Origin of the sequence: Legionella sp. 39-23, from assembly GCF_001897665.1 — a bacterium.
Lineage (GTDB): Bacteria > Pseudomonadota > Gammaproteobacteria > Legionellales > Legionellaceae > Legionella > Legionella steelei.
On the sequence record NZ_MKTO01000018.1, the window covers coordinates 95,409 to 119,561 of the forward strand.

The following is a 24,153-nucleotide window of genomic DNA, read 5'->3' on the forward strand; positions in this document are numbered from 1 at the left end:
GCTTGTTTCAACAGGCTCTAAGGAAACAATCCTGGGTCACATGTTTCTCCCATTCTATTATTTATTATGCCAATCTTTAAAAGGGCTCTGTAAGAGCCGGTTAAGAATGAGTTGTGAGCATGGGTATTGAAAATATTGAGATATCAAACAATCTGGAAATAAAAGCCATAGTTGATGGTAAGGAGCTTACAGAGCTTCCGGATGATTTATTTATTCCACCTGATGCACTAGAAGTACTGTTGGATTCTTTTAGCGGCCCACTCGATTTACTTTTATATCTTATTCGCAAACAGAATATTGATATTTTGGATATTCCTATTGTAAGTATTACCAAACAATATTTGCATTACATTCAATTGATGGAGTGCAGACGATTGGAGTTGGCCGCTGATTATTTATTGATGGCTGCTATGCTTGCAGAAATAAAGTCACGACTATTGCTACCGGCTCCACCCACGAGTGATGATGAAGAGGAAGAAGATCCCCGAATGGCATTGGTACGAAGACTTCAAGCCTATGAGCAAATAAAAATTGCTGCAGAGCTTCTTGATGCGCTTCCTCGACAAGAACGCGACCATTTTATCATTCAAGTAGCTCCTTCTGAGCTTGAGCGAATAGTTGTGCATCCAGAGGTTCAGCTTGAGGATTTAATTGAAGCAATGAAATCATTGTTGCAAAGAGAAGAACAAATAAGTCATCATCAGGTTTCACGTGAGGCGTTATCTGTTCGTGAACGAATGAGTCATATTTTGTTGCAACTACAGGAGCACAAAGTTTTAGAGTTTAATCAACTATTCTCCGCTAAAGAAGGACGAATTGGGTTGGTTGTTTCTTTGTTAGCGATTTTAGAGTTAGCAAGACAATCACTTATTGTAATAACACAAAATGAAGCATTTTCTCCAATACATTTACAGGCAGCATAAAATGGATGAAAAGGAATTAAAAAATATAATAGAAGCATTACTTTTAAGTGCCAATGAACCCATATCACTAGACAGATTATTAGAAGTTTTTGATGAATGGCAAAGACCTACTAAAGAGCACTTGAGTTTTATTATCAATGACTTAAGAGAAGATTATACAGCCAGGTCTTTTGATCTTATTCAAGTTGCAACAGGTTTTATGATACAAACTAAAAAAGAATATAGTCACTGGATTGCGCGAATGCAAATCGAGAAGCCAACTAAATATTCTCGAGCTTTACTTGAAACTTTAGCTATTATTGCTTATAAGCAACCAGTTACACGAGCCGATATTGAGGAGTTACGTGGAGTTACCGTAAATAGTCAAATAATGAAAACGTTATTGGAAAGAGAATGGATTCGTGTTTCTGGTTATAAAAATGTAGCAGGTAAACCTGCTGTATACACAACAACAAGAGAATTTTTAAATTATTTTAATTTAAAATATTTAAATGAACTTCCAACCTTACCAGAGGTTATGGAAGCATTGACCTTACATAATCCTAATGAAGAGTATATTACCGAATGAGCAGCGAAAGGTTACAAAAAATACTAAGCCAGGCAGGTCTTGGATCGCGACGAGAGATGGAGCGCTGGATAGAAAATGGTTGGGTACAAGTGAATGGAAAGCCTGTAAAATTAGGGGATTCAGCAAGTGCTGAAGATAAAATCACAGTAAAAGGGAAGTTAATCCCTAATCCACTTAAGGTAAGACAAAACATACGTATTCTACTTTATCACAAACCTGTTGGTGAAATTTCAAGTCGTCATGATCCTAAGTTTGAGAAAACAGTTTTTGATCGTTTGCCCCATTTACGACAAGGGCGATGGGTACAAGTAGGGCGTTTGGATTTAAATACGTCTGGATTGCTTATATTTACCAATAATGGTGATTTAGCCAATCAATTAATGCATCCTAAATATGAATTAGAAAGGGAGTATGCTGTTAGAGTTCATGGTCAGGTTAACCCTGATGCATTAAATAAACTGCAAAAAGGCGTTGAGCTTGAAGATGGAATAGCTAAATTTACTCGCTTGGAGTTTCGTGGCGGTGAGGGAACTAACTCTTGGTATCATGTGACCTTAAATGAAGGACGTAATCGAGAGGTTCGACGTCTGTGGGAATCGCAGGGTGTTGAAGTAAGTCGGTTGATACGCATTCGTTATGGTATGTTAACTATGCCAAGATTTTTATCACGTGGACAATGTCATGAGCTATCACCTAAAGAGGTTACAGAGTTTTTATCTTCTTTACCAAAAGAGTAATGCTTGGCGTTGTTTGTAGTTTTGTCGCCTGGGTGGATGGCATAGCCCAACCCGGGGATTCACTTAGCAAGAAACCCGGGTTGCGCTGCACCCAGGTTACCAAACATTGATGCTAGATGGTAGATTTTAAACCGTATAGTTTTTCTTACTAAAGGGTTTTAGTGATTCCGCGATGTTTTTATATAATTCAGGAAGCCATCTGGGTTGAGCAAATGTAGAAGTAGATGCTTTATTTTCACGTAAATCATTTGGCGCAATAATGACTTGAATATTATCGAGACCAACGCGACGTGCCAAAATAAACAGCTGATCTATCGCCAGATTACCAACTGCCAAACAACCTACTGATAAGTCTTTACCATGGATAAAAATATTATTACCTAAATTTCTTCTTCCATCTTGATAGCCTTTTTGCTTATCGAAATTATTAGGGTAATTAATCATCATCGACAAATGCATGCTACTAAATGGGTTAAAATTAACTAGCTTATAAACACCTTCTGGAATTTGCTTGTCATTTTCACGTAATTTAGGTCCTAATCGACCACTAAAGCCAGTTAAAGGGTAGTCGTGGATATGTTTCCAATTTTGATCAGGATTTTTAGCCCAAAGTTCTACTTTTCGTTCTGATTTAAAAGCAAGTAAAGCGATTTCGCGTGGAGGGTAATTTACTTTCGCTTTAGAAAAATACGATTTAAGTCGGGGTTCAACACGTAAGCCATAACGCTTTATTGCCTTATCAACTGCCTGATCCCAATTAAGTTTAGGTGCCATAGCGTGGCAATTAAAACTTAGTATCATTATGACAAGGGCTAATATCCGTTTCATATAAACATTAAAGTGATGAATTGTTGGCATGTTATCAAATATCAAACCAAAGAACAATTTAACCTCCTAGGATCCTGACCAAATGGGGCTTGGTGTCCCCTTATGTAATAATTTATTGTTTTCGTATCAATTACATTAACTCTTATTTTTTTGCTTTAATAACAATTGTTTTTTTACTGGTAATGACAATTGTGTTGTAATGAAATCGGGGCTCGTAGTTAAGTGTCCAATAGAGGGTAATAAACCATAATGATTAGGGCAGAGATAGGTGACTGAACTGTTTTCATCAATCTTGTAAAAAACATATTTATTATTGCAATAATCTGGCTTTTCAAAGAGAGCCACTTGCATTATGGGTGTGCCCTCCATCTTATTCTCTATAAAAAAAGCATTAATCCATAGATTGCAAATTACTATAAATGCTCCTACAACCAAAAATGAACTAACTAGGGGATATATATATTTGATAACTGAGCCATTAATTCTTAAATGAGATATGACCTGGATCAACGCAAGAAGCAATATAAGTAAATTAAAAGAATAAATTCCCGTATTAAAGTAGTTAAAATATGTTCCAAAAATTTGATTTCCAGAAAACTGAAAATGAATCAGTAGCGCAATAAGGCTAAGCCAAAGAGATGAAATGATGTAATAAATAGCGTTTCTTTTAATTCCAATAATAAAGAGTACTAGTGCAATTAATGGAAAAAAGGCTTGGATTAATTTTCCCAGGGTATACATTTGAGTGATACTCTCAAAATTAAATGATATTTACTTTAAAAACTATATAGTTATAACAGTATTTTTTACATATGTATAGATTATGCTAGCCAGAGTTAGGTTTTTAATTAATCAGAACTAAGTAAAGCAATATTTTTTATTTTTGCAATTGATATAAAAAGCGAACCGCAAAGCAGAGATAGTAAATTATATTAAGATCTCCTGTAGTGAATAGTAGGTGATCTAGTTACCGACTCAATAAAAAATCGATCATTTATAAATGTTTTATATGAATGCTAGCTGTCTACTTATTCTTTTCTTTAATCAGGGTTAAGTATGGTTGCGTGGGATACATTGTTGTTTTAATCATCGTATCTGGAAGTTTGATTTGTTTGACTGCAAATGTATTATCTGTTTTAAACAAATACATGAGTGGGTTTATTAAATTTGGGGAATAACCTTGATTGTCCATTTGTTTATTAGCACGATTGGATGGATGAATACTACCTACCCATAATGGTTGGTTTGACTCTAATAAATTATAATTTGACTCCCAAACTCTTAATTCCAGCGTTAACTGAGTTTGTTGATCGATATAAGTCATGATCAGTAACGGCGCTTTATTTTCATATAATTGAGTCAATAATGGGAGCTTAATACCGTTGGGCTGCTTATTCATTCGCATAAGTAAGTTGGTAAAAAAAGAATCTGTATGAGGCACCCAACCATTTTTCTCCAGATTTTTTTGTAACAAATTTAAACTACCTGCGAATTGAAGATTTAACAAACTGATTCGCTTCCCTATTCTACTGAATTGATAAATTGGAAGAATGGGCTTTTCCTGTTCCCACCATGTTTCCTCACTTAACGTGAACTTTTTATAATTAGGAGTGTGGTTATAAGATAGGGCTTTAAAATTAATGTAGGTTGATACGAATGACGCTAAGAAAATGCTGATAAAAAGTGGAGAAATTATTAGCAGTGAATGCGATATTTTCTTTAACGAAATATTAGATTTTCTATAAATTAAACAGTGAATTAAACAAATTGTTGTACCTAAAAAATAGGATGCTAAAACATCTGTGAGCCAATAATCACCTAAATAGAGAGAACCTAAACCACTAAAGCCTAAAATTGTAAATACGATCGATTTCAGTTTATTTGCGAATAGGGTATAGGTTTGGTTGATGTAAAACAAAATAAATCCGTACAAAGCAGTAGCAATCAGAAGATTACTTGCGGGAAAAGAGTAGCCTGGAAGCGTGACCAATAAACCTGTTGGCCTAGGACTATGGATAAGGTATGTAAGTAACAAAGCAACAACACTACTAAAAAGAATCAGGCTGCATAAATAAATAATTGCGGTTCTATTTTTATGGAAAATGAACCAGCAACAACAAATAATAAAGAAGCTAATTATTGTTATTGTAGAAGTTAATTGAGTACAAACGATAAAAAATACTTTTAGAATTAATGTATTAAAACTTTGTAAAAATAAATAAGTAGGTAAATTAATATAAGTTAGGCTTTGTGTCGTAACAGTTAATATTAAAAGGATAATAAAACAGAGTAGAGAAAATACGGTTATTAGCACAAAGGAAGCAGTATGATAGTGATTGGTTTCATTTTTAGGGGTAAATGCATTATATACACCTTCAAACAGCGAATTTTTTTTAAGGTTGAGCCAAAAATCATCTAAATATAATGTAAAAATAGAGTTTAGCAACCGAATGAGCCGTTTGATAACTAGGCTAATTAACCAAAGTCCTGCAAGTATAACAAGTATGAATACAAATAAACGTGTTGCGCTTTCGGTGGATAATTCATGACTTGCTGCACCAATTACAACACCAGGAAGCACGTACAATAGAGACCAGCCAATAGCAGATAGAACATTAGCTACGAAAAAACGCCATTGTTTCATATGTAAAATCCCGGCAATCACTGGAATAATCGAGCGTAAAGGACCAACAAAGCGTCCAATCAATACACTTTTTCCACCATGTGTTTCAAAGAATTCTTTGCCATATTGGATCCATTTGGGATACTTGCTAAACGGCCAAATTTCAGTCAATCGATCGCTGTAATAATATCCAAGCACATAACTTAGACTATCACCGGCAACTGCACCTAAAATAGCAGCCAATAATGTAAGATCAATACGCATAATTCCTGAGCCAGCCAGTATACCTATAGCGGTCATAGTGACGCTTCCGGGTACAATGCTGCCTATAATTGCCAAGGATTCAGTTAGGGAAATAAGGAATGTAATAAATAAAGCCCAATGTGGGTTATGTTGCAACCAGTCTGTAAGTGGCTGTACGTAGTCTACGAACAAGTTCATATTTTTTTCAAGGATAAAATTGTTCTAGAAAATATTGCACAAAATGATGATTGACTTGATCGATTTGAATATCAGGAATGAAAGATCTCATTTGAGTCATTTCCATTTTTGCAAATCCACAAGGATTTATTCCTGAAAAAGGTTTTAAGTCCATATCAACATTAAGTGCAATTCCATGATAAGTACAGCCATTTTTTACTCTTAATCCAATTGATGCTATTTTTTGTTCATTAATGTAAACTCCTGGAGCACCACACCGTATGGAGCCTTCTATTTGGTATTGTGCTAGCACAGAGATTAAAATTTGCTCTAATTTACTTACTAAGGTTCTTATGCCTAAGTTCTTTCTTCTGATATCCATTAAAACATAGGCAACAAGCTGACCAGGACCATGGTAAGTTACCTGCCCACCTCGATCAGATTGCACAATGGGTATGGATGCAGAGTTTAATATGTGCTCAGCTTTTCCTGCTTGTCCTTGAGTATAAACAGGAAAGTGCTCTAAAAGCCAAAGTTCATCGTGTGAGTTTGTCTCTCGTTTTTGGGTAAACTCTTTCATCCGCAGCCAAACATCATTGTAATCTTGAATACCCAGCTGTCGTATTTTCATCATAGAACCATTTTTACTTCTGGATGCTGTGTAATGGCTCTATAAAAGGCATCAAGGATCTCTTGATTTTCTGCATAAACAGTGACTGTTATTGCTAAATAATTAGAGTCCTTGCTCATTTTATGAGTCAATGCATCTTCTTCAATATTAGGAAAATGAGACATAGAAATTTGTCTCATTTCCTCAAGAAAATCGGGCGAATTATTCCCTATTATTTTTATAGGAAAAAAACAGGGAAATTCAATTAAAGTCGTTTTTGTCATCCTTAAGCCCTATAAGTTTTAGGAGCCAAACCAACGTCTGAACGCTAAGCGAATTGAGTCTTTGGTTCGAGTATAAAAGCCACCTGACTCAACATCCTGTAAAGCGTAAAGGGGTTTAGTTGAGACGATATTATTGTCAAATTGAACCACTAAATCACCTATTTTGTCACCCTTTTTTATCGGTGCTTCAAGGTAGGCAGGAATTTTGCTTGAAATATTTAGACGTTGATATTGACCTGTAGGGATAGTGATAAATTGATCTTCATTTAAACCTACAGTAACTTTATCTACTGTCCCTTTGTATAGAGCAAGCTCGGCAATCGATTGGCCTGACTTATAAAGCTGATGAGTTTCAAAAAATCTAAAGCCATAATTTAGTAATTTTTCACTATCATCTGCACGAGAAGAATCACTTGGTTCTCCAAGAACTACTGCTAATAAGCGCATGTTGTCACGCTTTGCAGACGAAACGAGACAGAATCCCGCATCATTCGTATGACCAGTTTTTATCCCATCTACTTGATTATCGCGCCACAATAAACGATTTCTATTCGGCTGACGAATACCATTATAGGTAAACCATTTTTGCTTGTACCAGTCATAATATTGTGGAAAATCGACAACTAATGCTCTACCAAGAATCGCTAAATCCTTCGCTGTAGTGTATAAATTAGGGTCGGGCAGGCCAGTACTGTCAGTAAAATGGCTGTTTTTCATTCCAAGGTTTTGAGCTTGCTGATTCATAAGATCAGTGAATGAGTTTTCAGTGCCTCCTAAATGCTCGGCCATTGCAACACATGCATCATTCCCCGAATCAACAATAATTCCCTTAAGTAAGTCTTCAACAGGGACTTGTTGGCCTTCTTTGATGAACATGCGAGAGCCGCCTATTTTCCAAGCCTCACGACTTACACGTACACTATCAGCGAGATGAATTTGTTCATGATGCAGCGCATTTGAGATAACATATAAAGTCATCATTTTTGTTAGGCTTGCCGGAGGTAAACGCTCTTCACTGTTTTTTTCAGCAATGATTTTGCCACTATTCACATCAATTAAGATATATGCTTTTGCATTAAGAATTGGAGGAGCAGGGGTAACTAGGGGTTTATTATTTACTGTTGGTGAGGGTCTTTCTAAGTCAGTACTAGGTTTTGTAGGTAATGAACCTTCATCAGCTATCGAGTTAGTTGACTGTACAAATAAAGTAATGATAAACAATGTAGTTAAAAGTATAGACGTTGCTCTTGTCATGTTGTTTACTAATCCAAAATACAAAAAAGAGAATATATTATCACAGCCTTTTGAAGGCAACAAAATAGCAAATAAAATAATGATTTTTTTTTCAAATTAAAATAAATCTTCGAAATTAGATGATATTTCTGTATATTAGCCAGAAAACAACAATAAAAAAATGGAAAAAATGCGAAAGATACTTATTGCTGTGACCATTCTATTAACAGGATGCCAAACTACGAATCAGTCTCTGGATTCTGCATCGTCAGGAGCTAAACAGTCCACTCGACAAGCAGCGCGAAATACGAATAATTCCATATATAATCGCTATAAAAATAAAACAAATCGATATACCCAACATCAAGATGGAGCTCCTGCTCAAGCGAGGCAAGTCAGTTTTAAGGAGCCCGTTCCGGCTAAAGAACCATTAAGTCGGTATGGCAATCCCACTGAATATTCTGTTGATGGACGCTCATACAAAGTAATGAGAAGTTCTACTGGTTATAAAACACGTGGGATCGCGTCTTGGTACGGAACAAAATTTCATAAGCAAAGAACATCGAGCGGTGAGCCCTACGATATGTATGTCATGTCCGCTGCACACAAGACCTTGCCATTACCTACGTATGTAAAAGTTAAAAATTTAAATAATGGAAAGGTGGCTGTAGTTAAAGTAAACGATCGTGGTCCTTTTCACTCGGATAGAATTATCGATTTGTCGTATGCTGCCGCTTTAAAATTAGGCGTATTCCCCAGAGGAACAGCACCAGTTGAAATTGAGACTTTAGCGGGACCTGCGGGAAAAGCACATTATTATCTGCAAGCAGGCGCTTTTTCAACCGAGATCCTAGCAAAACGTCTAAAAGAAAAATTAGCTCGCCTTACTCCTTCTCCAGTTTATATTGAGCACTATAAGCAACATTACGTTGTTAGGGTTGGTCCCTTTGGATCAAAAAATATGTCGGATAGTTTAAAGCATAAATTGGCTCTTAATGGAGTCACCGGATCTTTTTCTGTTTTAATTTAATTCATAATAGAATTTTTGATAGCTAATTATCGGATTAATAGATAAAATTATTGCTTCAAATTTTTAGGGCATTAGAATTGCTATAGCAATAGGTTGTATTCTGGGTGGGGCGCCGCGTAGTCTGGGGCTTCGAGCATGAGTTAACTTTTTTATTTTAGGTTACCTGCGCACCTAGGCTATAAATGTCTAATGGCTGATTTTTTAAAATTGAGGTATTCAATCAATGCACGACGGCTCTGTATTTTATACAATTTTCTTAATTTTCGCAGGCGCTGCATTACTATCAACACTGGTGCTCTACACCAAACAGTCTTTGTTGGTAGCATATATTCTTCTTGGCGCAGTGTTTGGACCATGGGGTTTAAAGCTTGTATCCGATGTAAGTATTGTGAGACAGATTGGTGATGTTGGAATTGTTTTTCTATTGTTTTTGCTAGGATTACATTTACAGCCGCAGAATCTTGTACACATGCTCAAGAAAGTTACCTGGATTGCTTTAGTTAGTTCGATTTTTTTTGCTGTAACAGCCTATTGGATTGGCAGGCTTTTTGGTTTAGGTGTGACTGAGTCATGGATTTTAGGCGCATCAATGATGTTTTCAAGTACCATTATTGGCTTGAAATTATTACCAACAACTATCTTGCATCACCAACATACTGGTGAGGTAATGATTAGCGTATTATTAATGCAAGACGTTATTGCAATTATTGTACTGATTTTAATTAATGGTGCACAAAAAACAGGTGGTTTCTCAATCGATGACATCATTTTAGTCGGTATTGATTTACCCGCGTTATGGTTGTTTGCCTTTGCTGTTGAGAAGTATGTTTTGATTCGATTGTTGGCTCGCTTTGATAGAACTCAAGAATATGTATTTTTGTTGTCAATTGGATGGTGTCTTGGTTTGTCTGTTCTTGCACAAAGAATAGGTCTTTCAGAGGATATCGGTGCATTTATTGCTGGCGTAGCCCTCGCAGCAAGTCCTATTTCTCTTTATATTGCAGAGAGTTTAAAACCTTTAAGAGATTTTTTTCTGGTTATGTTTTTCTTTTCAATCGGAGCAACATTTAATTTTGGACTGGCGCACCAAATAATGGTTCCTGCAATTATTTTATCTGCTATAGTTTTACTGTTTAAACCAATACTATTTTATTTGCTTCTTGGTAAATCTGGTGAGAAAAAACAGGTTGCAAAGGAAGTGGGTATCCGATTAGGGCAAGCAAGTGAGTTTTCATTACTGGTTGCGAGTATTGCTTTGAGTACTAGTCTGATTTCGGATAAAGCTTCTAATTTAATTCAAGCAACTACCATTTTAACCTTTATTGTCTCATCATATTTTGTTGTTTTGAAATACCCAACCCCCATAGCATTCTCTGATAAAATGCGTAAGGATTAAATAATGAAATTATTAGTTATATTATTGTGTTTATTGAGTGAACGTTTCTTAATTCACACTATGTCCTATCAGCGATTCTATTGGTTCGCAGATTATTATCAAAGAATAAAAAATTTTGCTGATAAGCATAGCACATTTGCTAATCCCTGGGTGCTGCTCGCCTTAATAGTCCTGCCTATTGTGCTGCTTGTACTGATCATATATTTGTTATTGCATCATATAATTTTTGGTTTGATGGGTTTTCTTTTAAGCTTAATAATTTTCTTTTATTGCCTTGGCCCTCAAAATGTTTTTTATCCAATAACACAATCAGATACTAAAAGTAATCAAGAGCTTTTAGAGGACTATTTTATCCTAGTAAACAGACAGCTATTTTCTCTTGTATTTTGGTATATCATTGCAGGACCTATAGGTGCTTTGACTTATCGTCTGATTACATTATGCCGTGATATTAATTCCATTGGTGAACAAGCCAATGAAATTACCGATTTGCTTGAATGGATTCCTGCACGTTTAACTACATTACTTCTTTTACTCGTGGGAAATTTTCAACGTGGTTTTTCCTTGTTTGCCAGATACTTTTTCGCCAAACCTGAGTTGAATAGTAATATGTTGCGTGAGTGTGGGTTACTTGCGGTCAGAACAAATGAAGCAGAAGAAGTTCCTATGCCTGTTGCTGAGAGTTTAGTCGAATATGCAATTATAGTCATGTTGGTTTTTATTGCTTTATTTACCTTAATTCCTTGGCTTTAGTTTTAATTTATGAATAGAGATGGTGTTGAGCTGATAGCTCAATCTGCATAATTATTTATTCGGATATTATCTATATGAATTCGTTTTTGCGTGTAATGTGTTGCATTATGATCTTAGGACTTAGTGGTTGTCAGGGATTAAAGCAAAATATGCTTAAAGCTCAAGCCGTAGAACGATGCAATATGACATGTATGCAGCACTTTGACTTTTGTAGGCAAAATTGTATTAATAACTGCCCAAATTGTTCTTATAAGACGCAATTAGCAACAGAAAAAAATTTTTCTAAATACGTTCATGAACGAAGAGTAGAAGGTAAAAAGGTGATGCGTGAGTTGAATTCTTACCGCGATCCACTAAAATGCCGCAAAGTAACATGCGATTGCTTATCAGATTTAGCAACGTGTAAGAAAGGTTGTGCTGGCGTAATTCCAAAAAAATTACACGCTGTACCTTATTGTGTTTAATAGATTTCGGGGAACACTTCCATGGCAAATGAAACTAACTTAGATTTGGATCCTATAGAAACGCGTGAATGGCTGGATGCCCTGCAAGCTGTATTAGTCAATGATGGCCCTGAACGAGGCGCTTTTCTTTTAAAACAGCTCCTTAATAAAGCAAATTCAGAAGGGGTGAACTTAACCAGTTCAATTCGTACACCTTACAAAAATACAATTAAGACGTACGAAGAAAAACAAATGCCTCCGGATGAAGGTTTAGGTAAACGAATTAGTGCGTTAATTCGTTGGAATGCAGTAGCAATGGTATTACGTGCAGGTAAATATGCTCCTGAACTTGGGGGACATATTGCTTCTTATGCATCATCATCTACTTTGTATGAAACTGGTTTTAATCACTTTTTTAAAGGACCAAATGGTGACCATGGCGGTGATTTAATCTATATTCAGGGCCATTCTTCTCCGGGAATTTATGCCCGTGCATTTCTTGAAGGACGATTAACAGAAGAGCAATTAAGTAAGTTTAGACAAGAGGTGGAAGTTGATGGTTTGTCTTCATACCCCCATCCTTGGTTGATGAGCGAGTTTTGGCAGTTTCCAACAGTATCAATGGGATTAGGGCCTTTACAAGCTATCTATCAAGCGCGGTTTTTAAAATATTTAGAAAATCGAGGACTTATCGATACTGAGAACCGAAAAGTATGGGCTTTTCTTGGTGATGGTGAGATGGATGAGGTCGAATCAGTAGGGGCTTTAAGTATTGCCGCTCGAGAAAAACTTGATAATCTTATTTTTGTTGTGAATTGCAATTTGCAGCGACTCGATGGTCCTGTACGTGGGAATGGTAAAATTATTCAAGAGCTCGAAGGTTTATTCCGTGGTGCGGGTTGGAATGTAATTAAAGTCATTTGGGGTGGTCGTTGGGATCCATTATTTGAACGTGATAACGAGGGCTGGTTGATCAAACGCATGGAAGAGTGTGTTGATGGTGATTATCAAGCATATAAAGCAAATGATGGGGCCTATGTAAGACAACATTTCTTTAATCAGTATCCTGAATTAAAGAAAATGGTTGAAAATCTTACTGATGATGAAATCTGGAGATTGAATCGAGGTGGCCATGATCCGCAAAAAGTTTATGCGGCTTATGCTAAAGCGGTTGAGCATAAAGGCTCACCAACGGTTATTTTAGCCAAGACAATTAAAGGCTACGGTATGGGAGCTGCTGGCGAAGGACAAAATATCACGCACCAGCAAAAAAAGATGACTGTCGATCAATTGAAAGCGTTTCGAGATCGATTTAGTATTCCTATCAGTGATGAACAAATTGCAGATATCCCATTTTATAAGCCTGCAGATGATAGTCCTGAGATTAAATACATCAAAAAACACCGTGAATCGTTAGGTGGTTATTTGCCATCACGCTCAACAGAAATAGAACCTCTTAAAATTCCACCTTTGGCTGATTTTTCATCAGTTACAAAAGGGTTAGGAGATCGAGAGATTTCAACAACAATGGCTTTTGTACGTATTCTTGCCGTATTGCTAAAAAACAAAGAAATAAGTTCGCGCATTGTTCCAATTGTTCCCGATGAGTGTAGAACATTTGGTATGGAAGGTTTATTTAGACAAATTGGTATTTATTCTCCAGTTGGACAGCTTTATACGCCAGTAGATCATGAACAGGTAATGTTTTATCGTGAAGCTAAAGACGGACAAATTCTAGAAGAGGGAATTAATGAAGCAGGCGCTTTTTGCTCCTGGATTGCTGCAGCAACTTCATACAGTTCCAATAAATTGGCGATGATCCCATTTTATATTTACTATTCCATGTTCGGATTTCAACGTGTTGGTGATTTAGCATGGGCTGCAGGTGATATGCAGGCTAGAGGATTTTTGCTTGGTGGAACTGCTGGGCGAACAACGCTTGCGGGTGAAGGCTTGCAACATCAAGACGGACACAGTCATTTATATGCATCAACAATTCCGAATTGTGTTTCTTATGATCCTACCTATGCTTATGAGCTTGCAGTGATTATTCAAAACGGTTTACATCGTATGTATGAAAAGCAAGAAAATATTTTTTATTACATCTCTGTAATGAATGAAAACTATATGCATCCAGATATGCCCAAAGGAGTTGAGGAAGGTATTATCAGAGGAATGTATTTACTACAAGAATCCAAGAAAAAATCCAAACAGCATGTGCAACTAATGGGAAGTGGAACCATATTGCGCGAAGTGATTGAAGCCGCAAGGATGTTAAAAGAGGATTACTCTGTGACTTCAGATATTTGGAGTGTGACCAGTTTTAATGAGTTAAGGAAAGATGGATTAGCTGTGGAAAGACACAATGCAATGCATCCTGAAGCAAAAAAATTAAAAAGTTATGTCACATCGCAATTAGAAGGAGCTGCTGGTCCGGTAATTGCTGCAACAGATTATATGAGAATTTATGCAGAGCAAATTAGATCTTTTGTACCCAATCATTTTGTAACATTAGGAACAGATGGTTATGGAAGAAGTGATACTCGCGAGCGCTTACGTCATTTCTTTGAAGTGGATGCTAAATTTATAGTTCTGGCAGCATTAAATGCTTTAGTTGCTGAAGGCAATCTTGATAAATCCAAAGTTGTGGATGCAATGAAGCGCTATAACATTAATCCTGATAAATTGAATCCGGTTAATCATTAGAATTGGAATATATAGTAGCCTTAGTAATTCAAGCGAAGATTATCCGGAAAGCAGATGAACTTTTTAAGTCTGCTTCCTTAAAATTGGCTTGAATATATTGGCAACCTTTTGAGGAAAGATATGGCAAACGAAATAGAAGTTAAGATTCCTGATATTGGTGGAGCTACTCAAGTTGATGTGATTGAAATTATGGTTCAAGTTGGAGATCAAATTGAAGTTGATACGCCACTTATTACTTTGGAATCAGATAAAGCCAGTATGGAGATTCCCTCTCCAGTGGCAGGAAAAGTCACAAAACTGAAAATTAAAGTAGGGGATAAGGTTTCTGAAGGAGACGTAATTCTTTTGGCTACAGTTGAAAAATCAGAAGCTGAGGCAAAAAGTGCGCCGCAAGATCCTAAAAGCGAAGAAAAAAAGGAAACAGAAGAGAAGCCTCAAGCAGCTCAGGAAAAAAAATCAAACAGTATTAATGAGGTCAAGATACCCGATATTGGTGGAGCGACCCAAGTCGACGTGATTGAGGTTATGGTCAAAGTTGGCGATCAAATTGAAATTGATGCGCCACTTATTACTTTGGAGTCAGATAAAGCCAGCATGGAAATTCCTTCGCCTGTGGCAGGAAAAGTAACAAAGCTGAGTATTAAAGTTGGTGATAAAGTATCTGAAGGTGATTTGATTCTTTTAGTTGCTGTAGAAAATGGTGCTGAAGCTGAAAAAATTGAACCCACTGCAAGCAAATCAGAGCAAGTAAACGCTCCTAAACCATCAAAAGCAGATGAAGATGAGCATAATAGAAAAGAAGATACTTCATCAAAGTCTGTTGCTCTTACCAGTACAGTTGAGTCGACAAGAGTAGTTGCTGCTGGTCCTGCTGTAAGACGAATGGCCCGAGAGCTTGGAGTAAACTTAGCTGAAGTTGCGGGAACAGGTCGTAAAGAGCGCATTACCAAAGAAGATGTCCAGGCTTTTGTAAAAGCCCGTTTAAGTGAGCAACCTGGATCTGGCTCTTTAGGCATACCACCTAACCCTGTAATTGATTTTAGTCAGTTTGGTGAAATTGAAACGAAGCCATTGAATAAAATTAAAAGGCTTACGGGGGTTAATGTACATCGTTCCTGGATCACAATACCTCATGTAACGCAATTTGATTCAGCAGACATTACCGATGTAGAAGCATTTAGAAAGTCTGAAACAGAACATGCGAAAGAAAAAGGTTATAAACTTACCTTACTTGCATTCGTTTGCGCAGTAGTAAGTAAAGCATTAAAAACATATCCTCAATTTAATGCATCTTTAGATGCTACGGGTACTAATCTTGTTTACAAAAAATATTGCAATATTGGAATTGCTGTAGAAACGCCAAATGGATTGGTAGTTCCAGTAATTAAAAATGTTGACAAATTAAGTGTTGCTGAAATTGCAACTGAAATGACACGATTAAGTACTAAAGCTCGAGATAAAGGTCTAATGCCGGTAGATATGTCTGGGGGTTGTTTTACGATTTCCAGTTTGGGGGGTATTGGTGGTACCTCATTTACACCAATCGTGAATAGTCCTGAGGTGGCGATCCTTGGATTGTCTCGTTCTGAAATCAAGCCTGTATACGAAAATGGTACATTTCAACCAAGATTAATGTTGCCTTTATCGCTATCATATGATCATCGAGTGATTGATGGTGCTGAAGCAGCGCGTTTTACTCGTTTTATTTGTGAGTGCTTAAGTGATATAAGACGAATTTTATTGTAGTTTTTTTATAATATCTAATTAAAAGAGGCTTGTAATGGCTAATAAAATAAAGACAGATGTCGTTGTATTAGGAAGTGGCCCTGGTGGATACACCGCAGCATTTAGAGCAGCTGACTTAGGAAAAAAAGTAGTTTTAGTGGAACGTTATGATTCATTGGGAGGGGTTTGCTTAAACGTGGGCTGTATCCCTTCTAAAGCGTTGCTTCACATTGCAAAAGTGGTTGAAGAAGCTCATGAAATGTCTGAGCAAGGTATTAGCTTTGGTAAACCAAAACTGGATAATAAAAAAATTGTTGCCTGGAAAAACTCAGTTGTTTCTAAATTAACAGGCGGTTTAAAAGCTTTATCCAAACAACGTAAGGTTGAGGTAGTCACCGGCGTAGGTAAGTTTTCAGGTTCACACCAAGTAACAGTTGCAACGAAAGATGGCTCTGTCGAAATTGAATTCGAAAATGCAGTTATTGCTGTAGGCTCTGAATCAATTAATTTACCCTTTATTCCTGAAGACAAACGCATTTTTAGCTCAACAGGGGCATTAGAGCTTGCTGATCTTAAAGGTAGTTTATTGGTATTAGGTGGCGGAATTATTGGTCTGGAAATGGCTACAGTTTATTCAGCTTTAGGTGTGGATGTCACTGTGGTTGAATTTATGGATCAACTGATTCCAGGTGCTGATTTGGATTTGGTTACTGTTTTGCAAAAGCGTATGCAGAAGAAAGGTGTCAAATTCCTTTTGAAAACTAAAGTAACCGCAGTAGAAGCAAAAAAAGATGGAATCTATGTTTCTATGGAAGGAGAACATGCAACAGACAAACCTCTTTGCTTCCAACAAGTTCTTGTTTCAGTTGGTAGAAAACCCAATGGTGGGGCAATTGATGCTGAAAAAGCAGGAATAAAAGTTGATGAGCGCGGTTTTATCAAAGTAGATAATCAACAAAGAACAAATGTGTCACACATTTTTGCCATTGGCGATGTCGTAGGACAACCAATGCTTGCGCATAAAGCAATTCCTGAAGGTAAGGTTGCTGCAGAAGTTATTGCTGGTAAAAAGCATTATTTTGATCCCAAATGTATTGCAAGTGTTGCTTATACAGATCCAGAGATTGCCTGGACGGGTTTAACGGAAAAAGAAGCGAAAGAAAAAAATATTCGTTATGAAAAGGCCACATTTCCATGGGCTGCAAGTGGTCGTGCTCTGAGTATGGGACGTGAAGAAGGGATGACTAAATTGTTATTCTGCCCAGATTCAAATCGTATATTAGGTGCAGGAATTGTGGGGATTAATGCAGGTGATTTAATTGCTGAGACGTCATTAGCTATTGAAATGTGTTGTGATGTTGAGGATATTGCCCTGACAATACATCCACATCCGACACTTTCGGAAACTATTGCTCAAGCTGCAGAGGCATTTGAAGGGACGATAACCGATCTTTATTTGCCTAAAAAGAAAAAAAATGTTGAATAATAAAGATCTAAAGTAATACGTGGCCTGGGTGCAGCGAAGCGGAATCCAGGAATTTAAAGAAAATCACCCGGGTTCCGCTTCGCTGCACCCAGGCTACGTATTTTTAGGAGTAACAAGGATGATATCCAACATTCGGTGCATGACTGAATTAGATATTGATGCCGTTTATGTAATTGAAAAAAATGTTCATATTGCTCCTTGGAGTTGGGAGATTTTAAGAGATTGTGTTCGCGTAGGATATGATTGCCGTCTCTTCGAAATTTATGAAGGAAATCATCCACTGATAGGTGGCTATATTATTTCCAGACACAGTAATAATTTCTGCCATATTTTAAATTTCTGTATTGCAAAAGAGTTTCAATCAAAAGGTTATGGACGTCAATTCTTGCAAGAAGTACTTTCATCTTTAACTGAATTGCAGCATATAGATTATGTCATTCTTGAGGTGAGACCTAGCAATAAAGCGGCTTTACGTCTTTATCATAGTATTGGATTTGTGCAGGTAGAAATTAAACCAGATTACTATGTGGAAGATAATAATATTGAAGATGCAATTGTATTAAAAAAGGAATTACACATTCAAAATTAAAAGATAATAAAAAACTTATAAAAAAATTCTGTCAAGACTGTTTTTTTAGTTTTTCTTTAGGTAATATGTACGACCTACTTTGTAGAACCTCAAGCTTCCCCTCCTGTGGATAACTTTTTTTAAAAAATTTGTACTTCATATTGTTTTTTTTACTATAAATTTAATAAAACCTATATGTGGAGCGCTATCATCATTTTTAAAATAAATGCAGTGATTTAAGTGTTATCCACAAAAACTGTGGATAACATTGTGAATAGGGCAATGAATTACTTGATAAATAAGCGCATTTTAAAGGTGTTCTAAAGTTGCCCATTAAAAAGATCAAAAAATTATTTACGCAGATTTGATACGTAAAACAGAGGCTATATAATATGTATCGATTTCTACTGTACTGTATATCATATCAATGAAATTAATTTGTACACGATGGGTTTTGCCATAACAAATTACCATGACAAATGTAAATTGCATGTGGTACCCTTTAAAATTTTGAAAAAATGCAATTATTCCTATGGCGATTGCAACCGTTTTTCAGATTAATTAAAAGATTTATTTGTTGAGAATATTTTCATGAGAAGAGCAAAAGCCAAACAAAATCCTACCCCACAAACTGCTCAAGTCGATAATTTAAGCCACGATGGAAAAGGTATTGCACGTATTGACGGTAAAGCAACATTTATTCAAGGGGCTTTGCCCAATGAGCTTGTTGAATTCCAATATACAAGAGTTAAAAAAGATTTTGATGAGGGCATTTTGCTTAATGTTCTTGAGCCTTCTCCTATACGGGTAGAACCTAAATGTCCTCACTATTCAATGTGTGGTGGTTGTTCATTACAGCATATGAATGAAGCAGAGCAAATTCATTTTAAACAAGAGCAATTGTTGGATTTGTTATCACGATATGGCCATACCCAACCACAAGCTGTATTGTTACCTTTAGTCGCTGGTCACTGGAACTACAGAAACAAAGCACGATTAAGTGTGCGTTATGTTGAGAAAAAGCAGACCTCGATGGTAGGGTTTAGAGAGCGTAATAATCCTCGATACATTACAGAGATTAATCAATGTCCTGTTTTAAATAAAAAAATTGATGCTGATATTATTCCATTAAGACAACTGATTGATTCACTGCAAGACAGGCATTGTATTGCACAAATTGAAGTTGCAGCGGGAGACGAAGAGGTAGCGCTCATTTTTAGGAATTTAACTTCTTTAAATCAAGAAGATGAGTTAAAAATTCAAAAATTTGCAGAGGGCTACCAGTATAAAATTTTTCTTCAGCCTGGCGGCCCTGATAGTGTTTATTGTTTTTATCCACCAAAATCAAGTGAGTATCTAACATACACATTACCAGATTATCAAATCACTTTTTCATTTCATCCAACCGATTTCACGCAAGTTAATTCTGCTTTAAATCGCTCTATGGTATCACAAGCAATACAACTAATGGACTTAAAAAGTACAGATATAGTGCTAGACTTATTTTGTGGGTTGGGAAATTTTTCACTTCCAATGGCTAAATTGTGTGCCAAAGTACTGGGTGTTGAAGGCAGTAAGACTATGGTTGAACGTGCATATATGAATGCAAAGTTGAACCATATTCAAAATGTAGATTTTTATGCTGCAAATTTGGATGATGTCAATGAAGTAAAAAAACTGGTTCAGCAACCTTGCAATAAAGTATTAATTGACCCGCCGCGCTCAGGTGCGCTTGAAATTGTGAAGCAAATTGATGCGCTAAATCCAGAGCGTATTGTTTATGTATCGTGTAATCCCGTAACATTAGCACGTGATACTGATATATTAGTCAATCAAAAAGGCTATACATTAATAAAAGCAGGAGTAATGGATATGTTTCCTCATACTGCCCATGTTGAGTCGATAGCGTTATTTGAAAAAGGATAAAACTCATGGTTAGAGTAAAAGATACTGTTCCATTGTGCGAAGACGGAAGCATTGATGTTGATCTATGGCTTCATCAGTTAGGTGCAAAAGGTTACTTGGATAGTCTTGAGCTCATTCGTGGTGCATGTACTCTAAGTCAGCTTGCTGGTCAAGATCATGCTACAGAAACAGGTCAATCTTGTTTACAACAAGGATTGATTATGGCTGATTTACTTGCGGATCTTGAGGTCGATCCAGAAACACTAGCAGCCGCTATTATTTTTGAAAATGTGCATTATGCAGATCTGTCCATTGATGATGTTGCAGAGCAATTAGGTCCTAATATTGCGAAATTGGTGAAGGGCATCGAGCGCATGAGTGCCATGCACAGTTTTCAGGGATTAAATAAATACCCGCAAAATAAACAACAAATTGATAACATTCGTAAAATGTTATTGGCTATGGTAGATGATGTTCGAGCTGTACTAATTAAGCTTGCTGAACGTTTGTGTGTTTTAAGATCTGCCATGCATTTGTCGGAAGAATTACGCAAACAACTAGCCACTGAGGCAATGGAAATTTATGCTCCTTTAGCGAATAGATTAGGGATAGGGGCAATTAAATGGGAAATGGAGGACTTGGCTTTTCGCCATTTACATCCTGAAGATTATAAAGCGATTGCCAAAGGACTAAAGGCTAAACGGCTAGAGCGAGATAACTTTGTTAATACGATTGTTGCTCAGCTAAATGAACAAATTAAAGCAAGTGGAATAGATCATTTTGCTGTTTATGGACGTTCAAAACATATCCATAGCATTTATAAAAAAATGACGCGCAAAAATGTATCGCTTGATGAAATTTATGATGCTACAGCGGTACGAGTACTTGTTGATACCAGTCCTCACTGTTATGAGGTTTTAGGTATGGTGCATACGCTTTGGCAGCAAATTCCTGCTGAATTTGATGATTATATTATTAATCCTAAAGCCAATGGCTATCAATCTTTGCACACAGCAGTTGAAGGGCCCGAAGGTAGAGTTTTTGAAGTACAAATAAGAACTTTTCTTATGCATGATTTAGCTGAAATGGGTGTTGCTGCACATTGGAAATACAAAGAAGGTGGGTTTAAACAAAAGCAAAGTCATGAACGTAAAATTGAATGGTTACGTGATGTATTGGCCTGGCATCGCGAGATGGCAAGTAATAAGGGTGTTCCTGAAAGTACAACCACCGAATTTCTTGAGGATCGAGTTTACGTATTTACCCCTGATGGGGATGTTCTTGATTTGCCTCAAGGTGTAACCCCATTGGACTTTGCTTATCATGTACACAGTGATTTAGGACATCGGTGTCGTGGTGCCCGTATCAATGGCCATATCGTACCATTGACTTATCAGCTGAAAACAGGGGATAAGGTAGAGGTTTTGACTGGAAAGGAAATTAAGCCTTCTCGTGATTGGATTAACCCCCACTTAAATTATCTCAAAACATCGCGTGCTAAGGCTAAAGTATTGCATTGGTTTAAAATGCAAGATTATGATCGAAACATTCAAGATGGACGTGAGTTATTAGATAAAGAATTAAAATCGTTAGGTATAAAATCCGATAAACTTAATGAAGTTACGGCCGCGTTGCATTTCAAAAAATTAGATGATCTCTATGCAAATCTTGGCCGTGGTGATATTAAGATAGGACAAATTGTTAGTAAGCTAGCCCCACCAGTTACTTCGGAGCTTAATCTTGAGCGATTTGTTAAACCTCAGGCAAAACCGGAAGTTACTGGAAGTGATCTGCGGATTGAAGGTGTTGGGAAATTATTAACTTTTATGGCGCGATGTTGCCAACCTGTTCCAGGTGATCCGGTGATGGGTTACATCACTATAGGTCGTGGTGTCTCAGTACATCGCCAGGATTGTCCTAATATTATTCATGCAAGTGAACGGCAAAAGCAACGTTTCTTACAAGTCAGCTGGGGTAGTGCCACACGAGAAAACTATGTCGTGGATATTTTAATCAAGGCATTTGATCGCTCCGAGCTTTTAAAAGATGTCACATCATTGCTTGCTAATGAAAAAGCACATGTCTATGCCTTGCAAACTCAAAGTAACAAGCATGAAAACATGGCGTACATTACATTAACTGTAGATGTTGATGGTCTAAATAGCCTATCACGATTGTTAACAAAATTAGAACAAATCCCTAATGTGCTCGAAGCGAGAAGACAACTGTAAGTTGTTGACTGACAGCATGTAGCTTGGGTGCGGCTGTACTCAGGCTACAAATGACTTACTGTCTACTTAAATATAAATCCAGCAATCACTGCACGGTGTTCACTCAATAAAACATTATAAGTACGACATGCTGAACCAACAGACATGCATTCTATACCTATTCCTTGTTGTGTTAGTTGACGCAGAATTGACAGAGGCAGGAGTTTTCCGGTATGTTCATGGCCAATGATGATGATTTCCGGTTTAAATTGTGTTAATAAGTTCATGTAGTGTGCATCAATTTCCTCAATGTTTTTAATTGAAAGATCACTAATGATTTCTGTTTTAGAAACAATTAAACTGCGTTCATAAACAATAGAATTAATCTGAATTTTGTTATCACTATAAGCTTGCACTGCATGTTGTTCTGCTGATTCTAAATTGATGTTCATGGTTTAGAATGTTCAAATGAATTATACATGGATGTAAGTATACTACAGAGGTCAATATTATGAGTCAATTTCCACGTATAAAACGTTTGCCCCCCTATGTTTTTAATACTTTAACCCAATTAAAAGCAGAAGCGCGAGCGCGTGGAGAGGATATTATTGATTTTGGAATGGGAAATCCCGATCAACCAACGCCACCTCATATTGTAAATAAGTTGATTGAAGCGGTACAAAGACCAGACACACACCGATATTCTATGTCCAAAGGAATACCAAGGTTAAGGCGCGCAATGGCTTCTTGGTATCATCGTAACTACGATGTACATCTAAATAGTGAAACACAAATATTAGCGACCATTGGGTCGAAAGAGGGATTAGCGCATTTGGCATTAGCTATAAGTGGCCCTGGAGATACTATATTAGTTCCTGATCCAGCTTATCCTATCCATACATATGGATTTATTATTGCCGGTGCTAACGTAAAGCAAATTCCTCTCATTAATGAAACTCAATTTTTAGCCTCTATTGAGGATACAATTAATCGTAGCCTACCCAAACCTAAAGCATTGGTTATTAATTTTCCGGCTAATCCAAGTACGCATTGTGTGGATTATTCTTTTTTTGAGCAAATAATAGATTTAGCAAAAAGACACGAAATTTGGGTAATTCATGATTTAGCTTATGCTGATATTGTATTTGATGGATATAAAGCGCCTTCAATACTGCAAGTACCCGGTGCTACTGATGTCGCAATTGAAACCTATTCAATGTCTAAGTCGTATAATATGCCAGGTTGGCGTGTTGGCTTTGCTTGCGGAAATGAAGAGTTGGTTGCTGCACTGACGCGAATTAAGTCTTATTTAGATTACGGTACGTTCACACCAATCCAAGTTGCTGCAATTACAGCCTTGGAAGGGCCGAGTGACTGTGTACAAGAGATCAGGGCGCTTTATGAAAAACGTCGTAATATTCTTTGCGATGGTTTAAATGAGATTGGCTGGGAAGTGACTCGCCCAAAAGCAACCATGTTTCTCTGGGCACCTATTCCTGCTCATTATCAGCACATGGGGTCGCTTGAGTTCAGTAAATACTTATTGAAAGAGGCTCAGGTTGCTGTGTCTCCAGGAATAGGTTTTGGCCAGCAAGGTGATGGCTATGTTCGTTTCGGTTTAATTGAAAATAAAGATCGTATGCGACAAGCATTAAGAAACTTAAAATCATTGTTTCGTAGAGATGGATTGATTAAGAGTGTGTAA

20 protein-coding genes are annotated in these 24,153 nt (G+C 36.8%); 13 read left to right on the plus strand and 7 right to left on the minus strand.

Annotation, left to right across the window (positions count from 1 at the left end; all coding sequences use genetic code 11):
- Positions 1–119: 119 nt before the first annotated feature.
- From BGO44_RS07500 to rluB, 3 genes are read left to right on the plus strand one after another with little or no spacing between them, the layout of a single operon-like run.
- Positions 120–923 carry a segregation and condensation protein A gene (locus BGO44_RS07500; RefSeq protein WP_058510229.1) on the plus strand — a complete coding sequence of 268 codons (804 nt, stop codon included), beginning with the start codon at positions 120–122 and terminating at the stop codon, positions 921–923.
- Between the two features lies 1 nt (position 924).
- A complete protein-coding gene (gene scpB / locus BGO44_RS07505) occupies positions 925–1,491 on the plus strand; it encodes an SMC-Scp complex subunit ScpB (RefSeq protein ID WP_058510230.1) in 567 nt (188 codons plus the stop codon).
- Positions 1,488–2,228, plus strand: a complete 741-nt coding sequence (gene rluB, locus BGO44_RS07510) for a 23S rRNA pseudouridine(2605) synthase RluB (protein WP_058510231.1) — start codon at positions 1,488–1,490, stop codon at positions 2,226–2,228. The genes scpB and rluB overlap by 4 nt, the downstream gene beginning before the upstream one ends.
- A gap of 126 nt (positions 2,229–2,354) precedes the next feature.
- Here rluB and BGO44_RS07515 read toward each other — a convergent pair whose 3' ends face one another.
- From BGO44_RS07515 to BGO44_RS07540, 6 genes are all read right to left on the minus strand, one after another.
- Positions 2,355–3,056: a L,D-transpeptidase family protein gene (locus BGO44_RS07515; protein WP_193393417.1), complete on the minus strand. Its 702-nt coding sequence runs from the start codon at positions 3,054–3,056 to the stop codon at positions 2,355–2,357.
- A gap of 135 nt (positions 3,057–3,191) precedes the next feature.
- Positions 3,192–3,797, minus strand: coding sequence for a hypothetical protein (locus BGO44_RS07520; RefSeq protein ID WP_058510232.1), 606 nt, complete (start codon positions 3,795–3,797; stop codon positions 3,192–3,194).
- Between the two features lie 283 nt (positions 3,798–4,080).
- Positions 4,081–6,120 (minus strand): bifunctional DedA family/phosphatase PAP2 family protein, encoded by a 2,040-nt coding sequence (locus BGO44_RS07525; protein ID WP_058510233.1) that lies wholly within the window; start codon positions 6,118–6,120, stop codon positions 4,081–4,083.
- Between the two features lie 7 nt (positions 6,121–6,127).
- Complete coding sequence (gene lipB, locus BGO44_RS07530; protein WP_058510234.1) at positions 6,128–6,730, minus strand: lipoyl(octanoyl) transferase LipB; 603 nt, start codon at positions 6,728–6,730, stop codon at positions 6,128–6,130.
- Complete coding sequence (locus tag BGO44_RS07535; RefSeq protein WP_058510235.1) at positions 6,730–6,993, minus strand: HP0495 family protein; 264 nt, start codon at positions 6,991–6,993, stop codon at positions 6,730–6,732. The genes lipB and BGO44_RS07535 overlap by 1 nt, the downstream gene beginning before the upstream one ends.
- Positions 6,994–7,011: 18 nt before the next feature.
- On the minus strand, positions 7,012–8,247 hold the full coding sequence (locus BGO44_RS07540; protein WP_273200076.1) for a D-alanyl-D-alanine carboxypeptidase family protein: 1,236 nt from the start codon (positions 8,245–8,247) through the stop codon (positions 7,012–7,014).
- Between the two features lie 169 nt (positions 8,248–8,416).
- Here BGO44_RS07540 and BGO44_RS07545 point away from each other — a divergent pair, with 169 nt between their 5' ends.
- The 9 genes from BGO44_RS07545 to relA all read left to right on the plus strand — a co-directional run bounded on the left by BGO44_RS07545 (position 8,417) and on the right by relA (position 22,469).
- Positions 8,417–9,256, plus strand: a complete 840-nt coding sequence (locus BGO44_RS07545; protein ID WP_058510237.1) for a septal ring lytic transglycosylase RlpA family protein — start codon at positions 8,417–8,419, stop codon at positions 9,254–9,256.
- A 223-nt stretch (positions 9,257–9,479) separates the two neighbouring features.
- Positions 9,480–10,652 carry a cation:proton antiporter gene (locus BGO44_RS07550; RefSeq protein ID WP_273200075.1) on the plus strand — a complete coding sequence of 391 codons (1,173 nt, stop codon included), beginning with the start codon at positions 9,480–9,482 and terminating at the stop codon, positions 10,650–10,652.
- A 3-nt stretch (positions 10,653–10,655) separates the two neighbouring features.
- The gene (locus BGO44_RS07555; RefSeq protein ID WP_058510239.1) at positions 10,656–11,405 is read left to right on the plus strand and encodes a hypothetical protein; all 750 of its coding nucleotides are present in this window, start codon (positions 10,656–10,658) and stop codon (positions 11,403–11,405) included.
- 485 nt (positions 11,406–11,890) lie between these two features.
- Positions 11,891–14,554: a pyruvate dehydrogenase (acetyl-transferring), homodimeric type gene (aceE, locus tag BGO44_RS07560; RefSeq protein WP_058510241.1), complete on the plus strand. Its 2,664-nt coding sequence runs from the start codon at positions 11,891–11,893 to the stop codon at positions 14,552–14,554.
- A gap of 120 nt (positions 14,555–14,674) precedes the next feature.
- Positions 14,675–16,300 (plus strand): dihydrolipoyllysine-residue acetyltransferase, encoded by a 1,626-nt coding sequence (gene aceF, locus BGO44_RS07565; protein WP_058510242.1) that lies wholly within the window; start codon positions 14,675–14,677, stop codon positions 16,298–16,300.
- A 34-nt stretch (positions 16,301–16,334) separates the two neighbouring features.
- The gene (gene lpdA, locus BGO44_RS07570; protein ID WP_058510243.1) at positions 16,335–17,765 is read left to right on the plus strand and encodes a dihydrolipoyl dehydrogenase; all 1,431 of its coding nucleotides are present in this window, start codon (positions 16,335–16,337) and stop codon (positions 17,763–17,765) included.
- 118 nt (positions 17,766–17,883) lie between these two features.
- A complete protein-coding gene (gene rimI / locus BGO44_RS07575) occupies positions 17,884–18,354 on the plus strand; it encodes a ribosomal protein S18-alanine N-acetyltransferase (RefSeq protein WP_273200073.1) in 471 nt (156 codons plus the stop codon).
- Positions 18,355–18,924: 570 nt separating this feature from the next.
- Positions 18,925–20,259, plus strand: a complete 1,335-nt coding sequence (gene rlmD, locus BGO44_RS07580; RefSeq protein WP_273200072.1) for a 23S rRNA (uracil(1939)-C(5))-methyltransferase RlmD — start codon at positions 18,925–18,927, stop codon at positions 20,257–20,259.
- A gap of 5 nt (positions 20,260–20,264) precedes the next feature.
- Positions 20,265–22,469, plus strand: coding sequence for a GTP diphosphokinase (relA, locus tag BGO44_RS07585; protein ID WP_058510246.1), 2,205 nt, complete (start codon positions 20,265–20,267; stop codon positions 22,467–22,469).
- Between the two features lie 62 nt (positions 22,470–22,531).
- Here the strand turns inward: relA and BGO44_RS07590 are convergent, their stop codons facing one another.
- The gene (locus BGO44_RS07590) at positions 22,532–22,900 is read right to left on the minus strand and encodes an Mth938-like domain-containing protein (protein WP_058510247.1); all 369 of its coding nucleotides are present in this window, start codon (positions 22,898–22,900) and stop codon (positions 22,532–22,534) included.
- A gap of 59 nt (positions 22,901–22,959) precedes the next feature.
- Here BGO44_RS07590 and alaC point away from each other — a divergent pair, with 59 nt between their 5' ends.
- On the plus strand, positions 22,960–24,153 hold the full coding sequence (alaC, locus tag BGO44_RS07595) for an alanine transaminase (RefSeq protein WP_273200069.1): 1,194 nt from the start codon (positions 22,960–22,962) through the stop codon (positions 24,151–24,153).

Bases quoted from the DNA above. Each gene is read 5' to 3' on its own strand.
- BGO44_RS07500 (WP_058510229.1), top strand. From the start codon at position 120: ATGGGTATTGAAAATATTGAGATATCAAACAATCTGGAAATAAAAGCC.
- scpB (WP_058510230.1), top strand. From the start codon at position 925: ATGGATGAAAAGGAATTAAAAAATATAATAGAAGCATTACTTTTAAGT.
- rluB (WP_058510231.1), top strand. From the start codon at position 1,488: ATGAGCAGCGAAAGGTTACAAAAAATACTAAGCCAGGCAGGTCTTGGA.
- BGO44_RS07515 (WP_193393417.1), bottom strand. From the start codon at position 3,056: ATGAAACGGATATTAGCCCTTGTCATAATGATACTAAGTTTTAATTGC.
- BGO44_RS07520 (WP_058510232.1), bottom strand. From the start codon at position 3,797: ATGTATACCCTGGGAAAATTAATCCAAGCCTTTTTTCCATTAATTGCA.
- BGO44_RS07525 (WP_058510233.1), bottom strand. From the start codon at position 6,120: ATGAACTTGTTCGTAGACTACGTACAGCCACTTACAGACTGGTTGCAA.
- lipB (WP_058510234.1), bottom strand. From the start codon at position 6,730: ATGAAAATACGACAGCTGGGTATTCAAGATTACAATGATGTTTGGCTG.
- BGO44_RS07535 (WP_058510235.1), bottom strand. From the start codon at position 6,993: ATGACAAAAACGACTTTAATTGAATTTCCCTGTTTTTTTCCTATAAAA.
- BGO44_RS07540 (WP_273200076.1), bottom strand. From the start codon at position 8,247: ATGACAAGAGCAACGTCTATACTTTTAACTACATTGTTTATCATTACT.
- BGO44_RS07545 (WP_058510237.1), top strand. From the start codon at position 8,417: ATGCGAAAGATACTTATTGCTGTGACCATTCTATTAACAGGATGCCAA.
- BGO44_RS07550 (WP_273200075.1), top strand. From the start codon at position 9,480: ATGCACGACGGCTCTGTATTTTATACAATTTTCTTAATTTTCGCAGGC.
- BGO44_RS07555 (WP_058510239.1), top strand. From the start codon at position 10,656: ATGAAATTATTAGTTATATTATTGTGTTTATTGAGTGAACGTTTCTTA.
- aceE (WP_058510241.1), top strand. From the start codon at position 11,891: ATGGCAAATGAAACTAACTTAGATTTGGATCCTATAGAAACGCGTGAA.
- aceF (WP_058510242.1), top strand. From the start codon at position 14,675: ATGGCAAACGAAATAGAAGTTAAGATTCCTGATATTGGTGGAGCTACT.
- lpdA (WP_058510243.1), top strand. From the start codon at position 16,335: ATGGCTAATAAAATAAAGACAGATGTCGTTGTATTAGGAAGTGGCCCT.
- rimI (WP_273200073.1), top strand. From the start codon at position 17,884: ATGATATCCAACATTCGGTGCATGACTGAATTAGATATTGATGCCGTT.
- rlmD (WP_273200072.1), top strand. From the start codon at position 18,925: ATGAGAAGAGCAAAAGCCAAACAAAATCCTACCCCACAAACTGCTCAA.
- relA (WP_058510246.1), top strand. From the start codon at position 20,265: ATGGTTAGAGTAAAAGATACTGTTCCATTGTGCGAAGACGGAAGCATT.
- BGO44_RS07590 (WP_058510247.1), bottom strand. From the start codon at position 22,900: ATGAACATCAATTTAGAATCAGCAGAACAACATGCAGTGCAAGCTTAT.
- alaC (WP_273200069.1), top strand. From the start codon at position 22,960: ATGAGTCAATTTCCACGTATAAAACGTTTGCCCCCCTATGTTTTTAAT.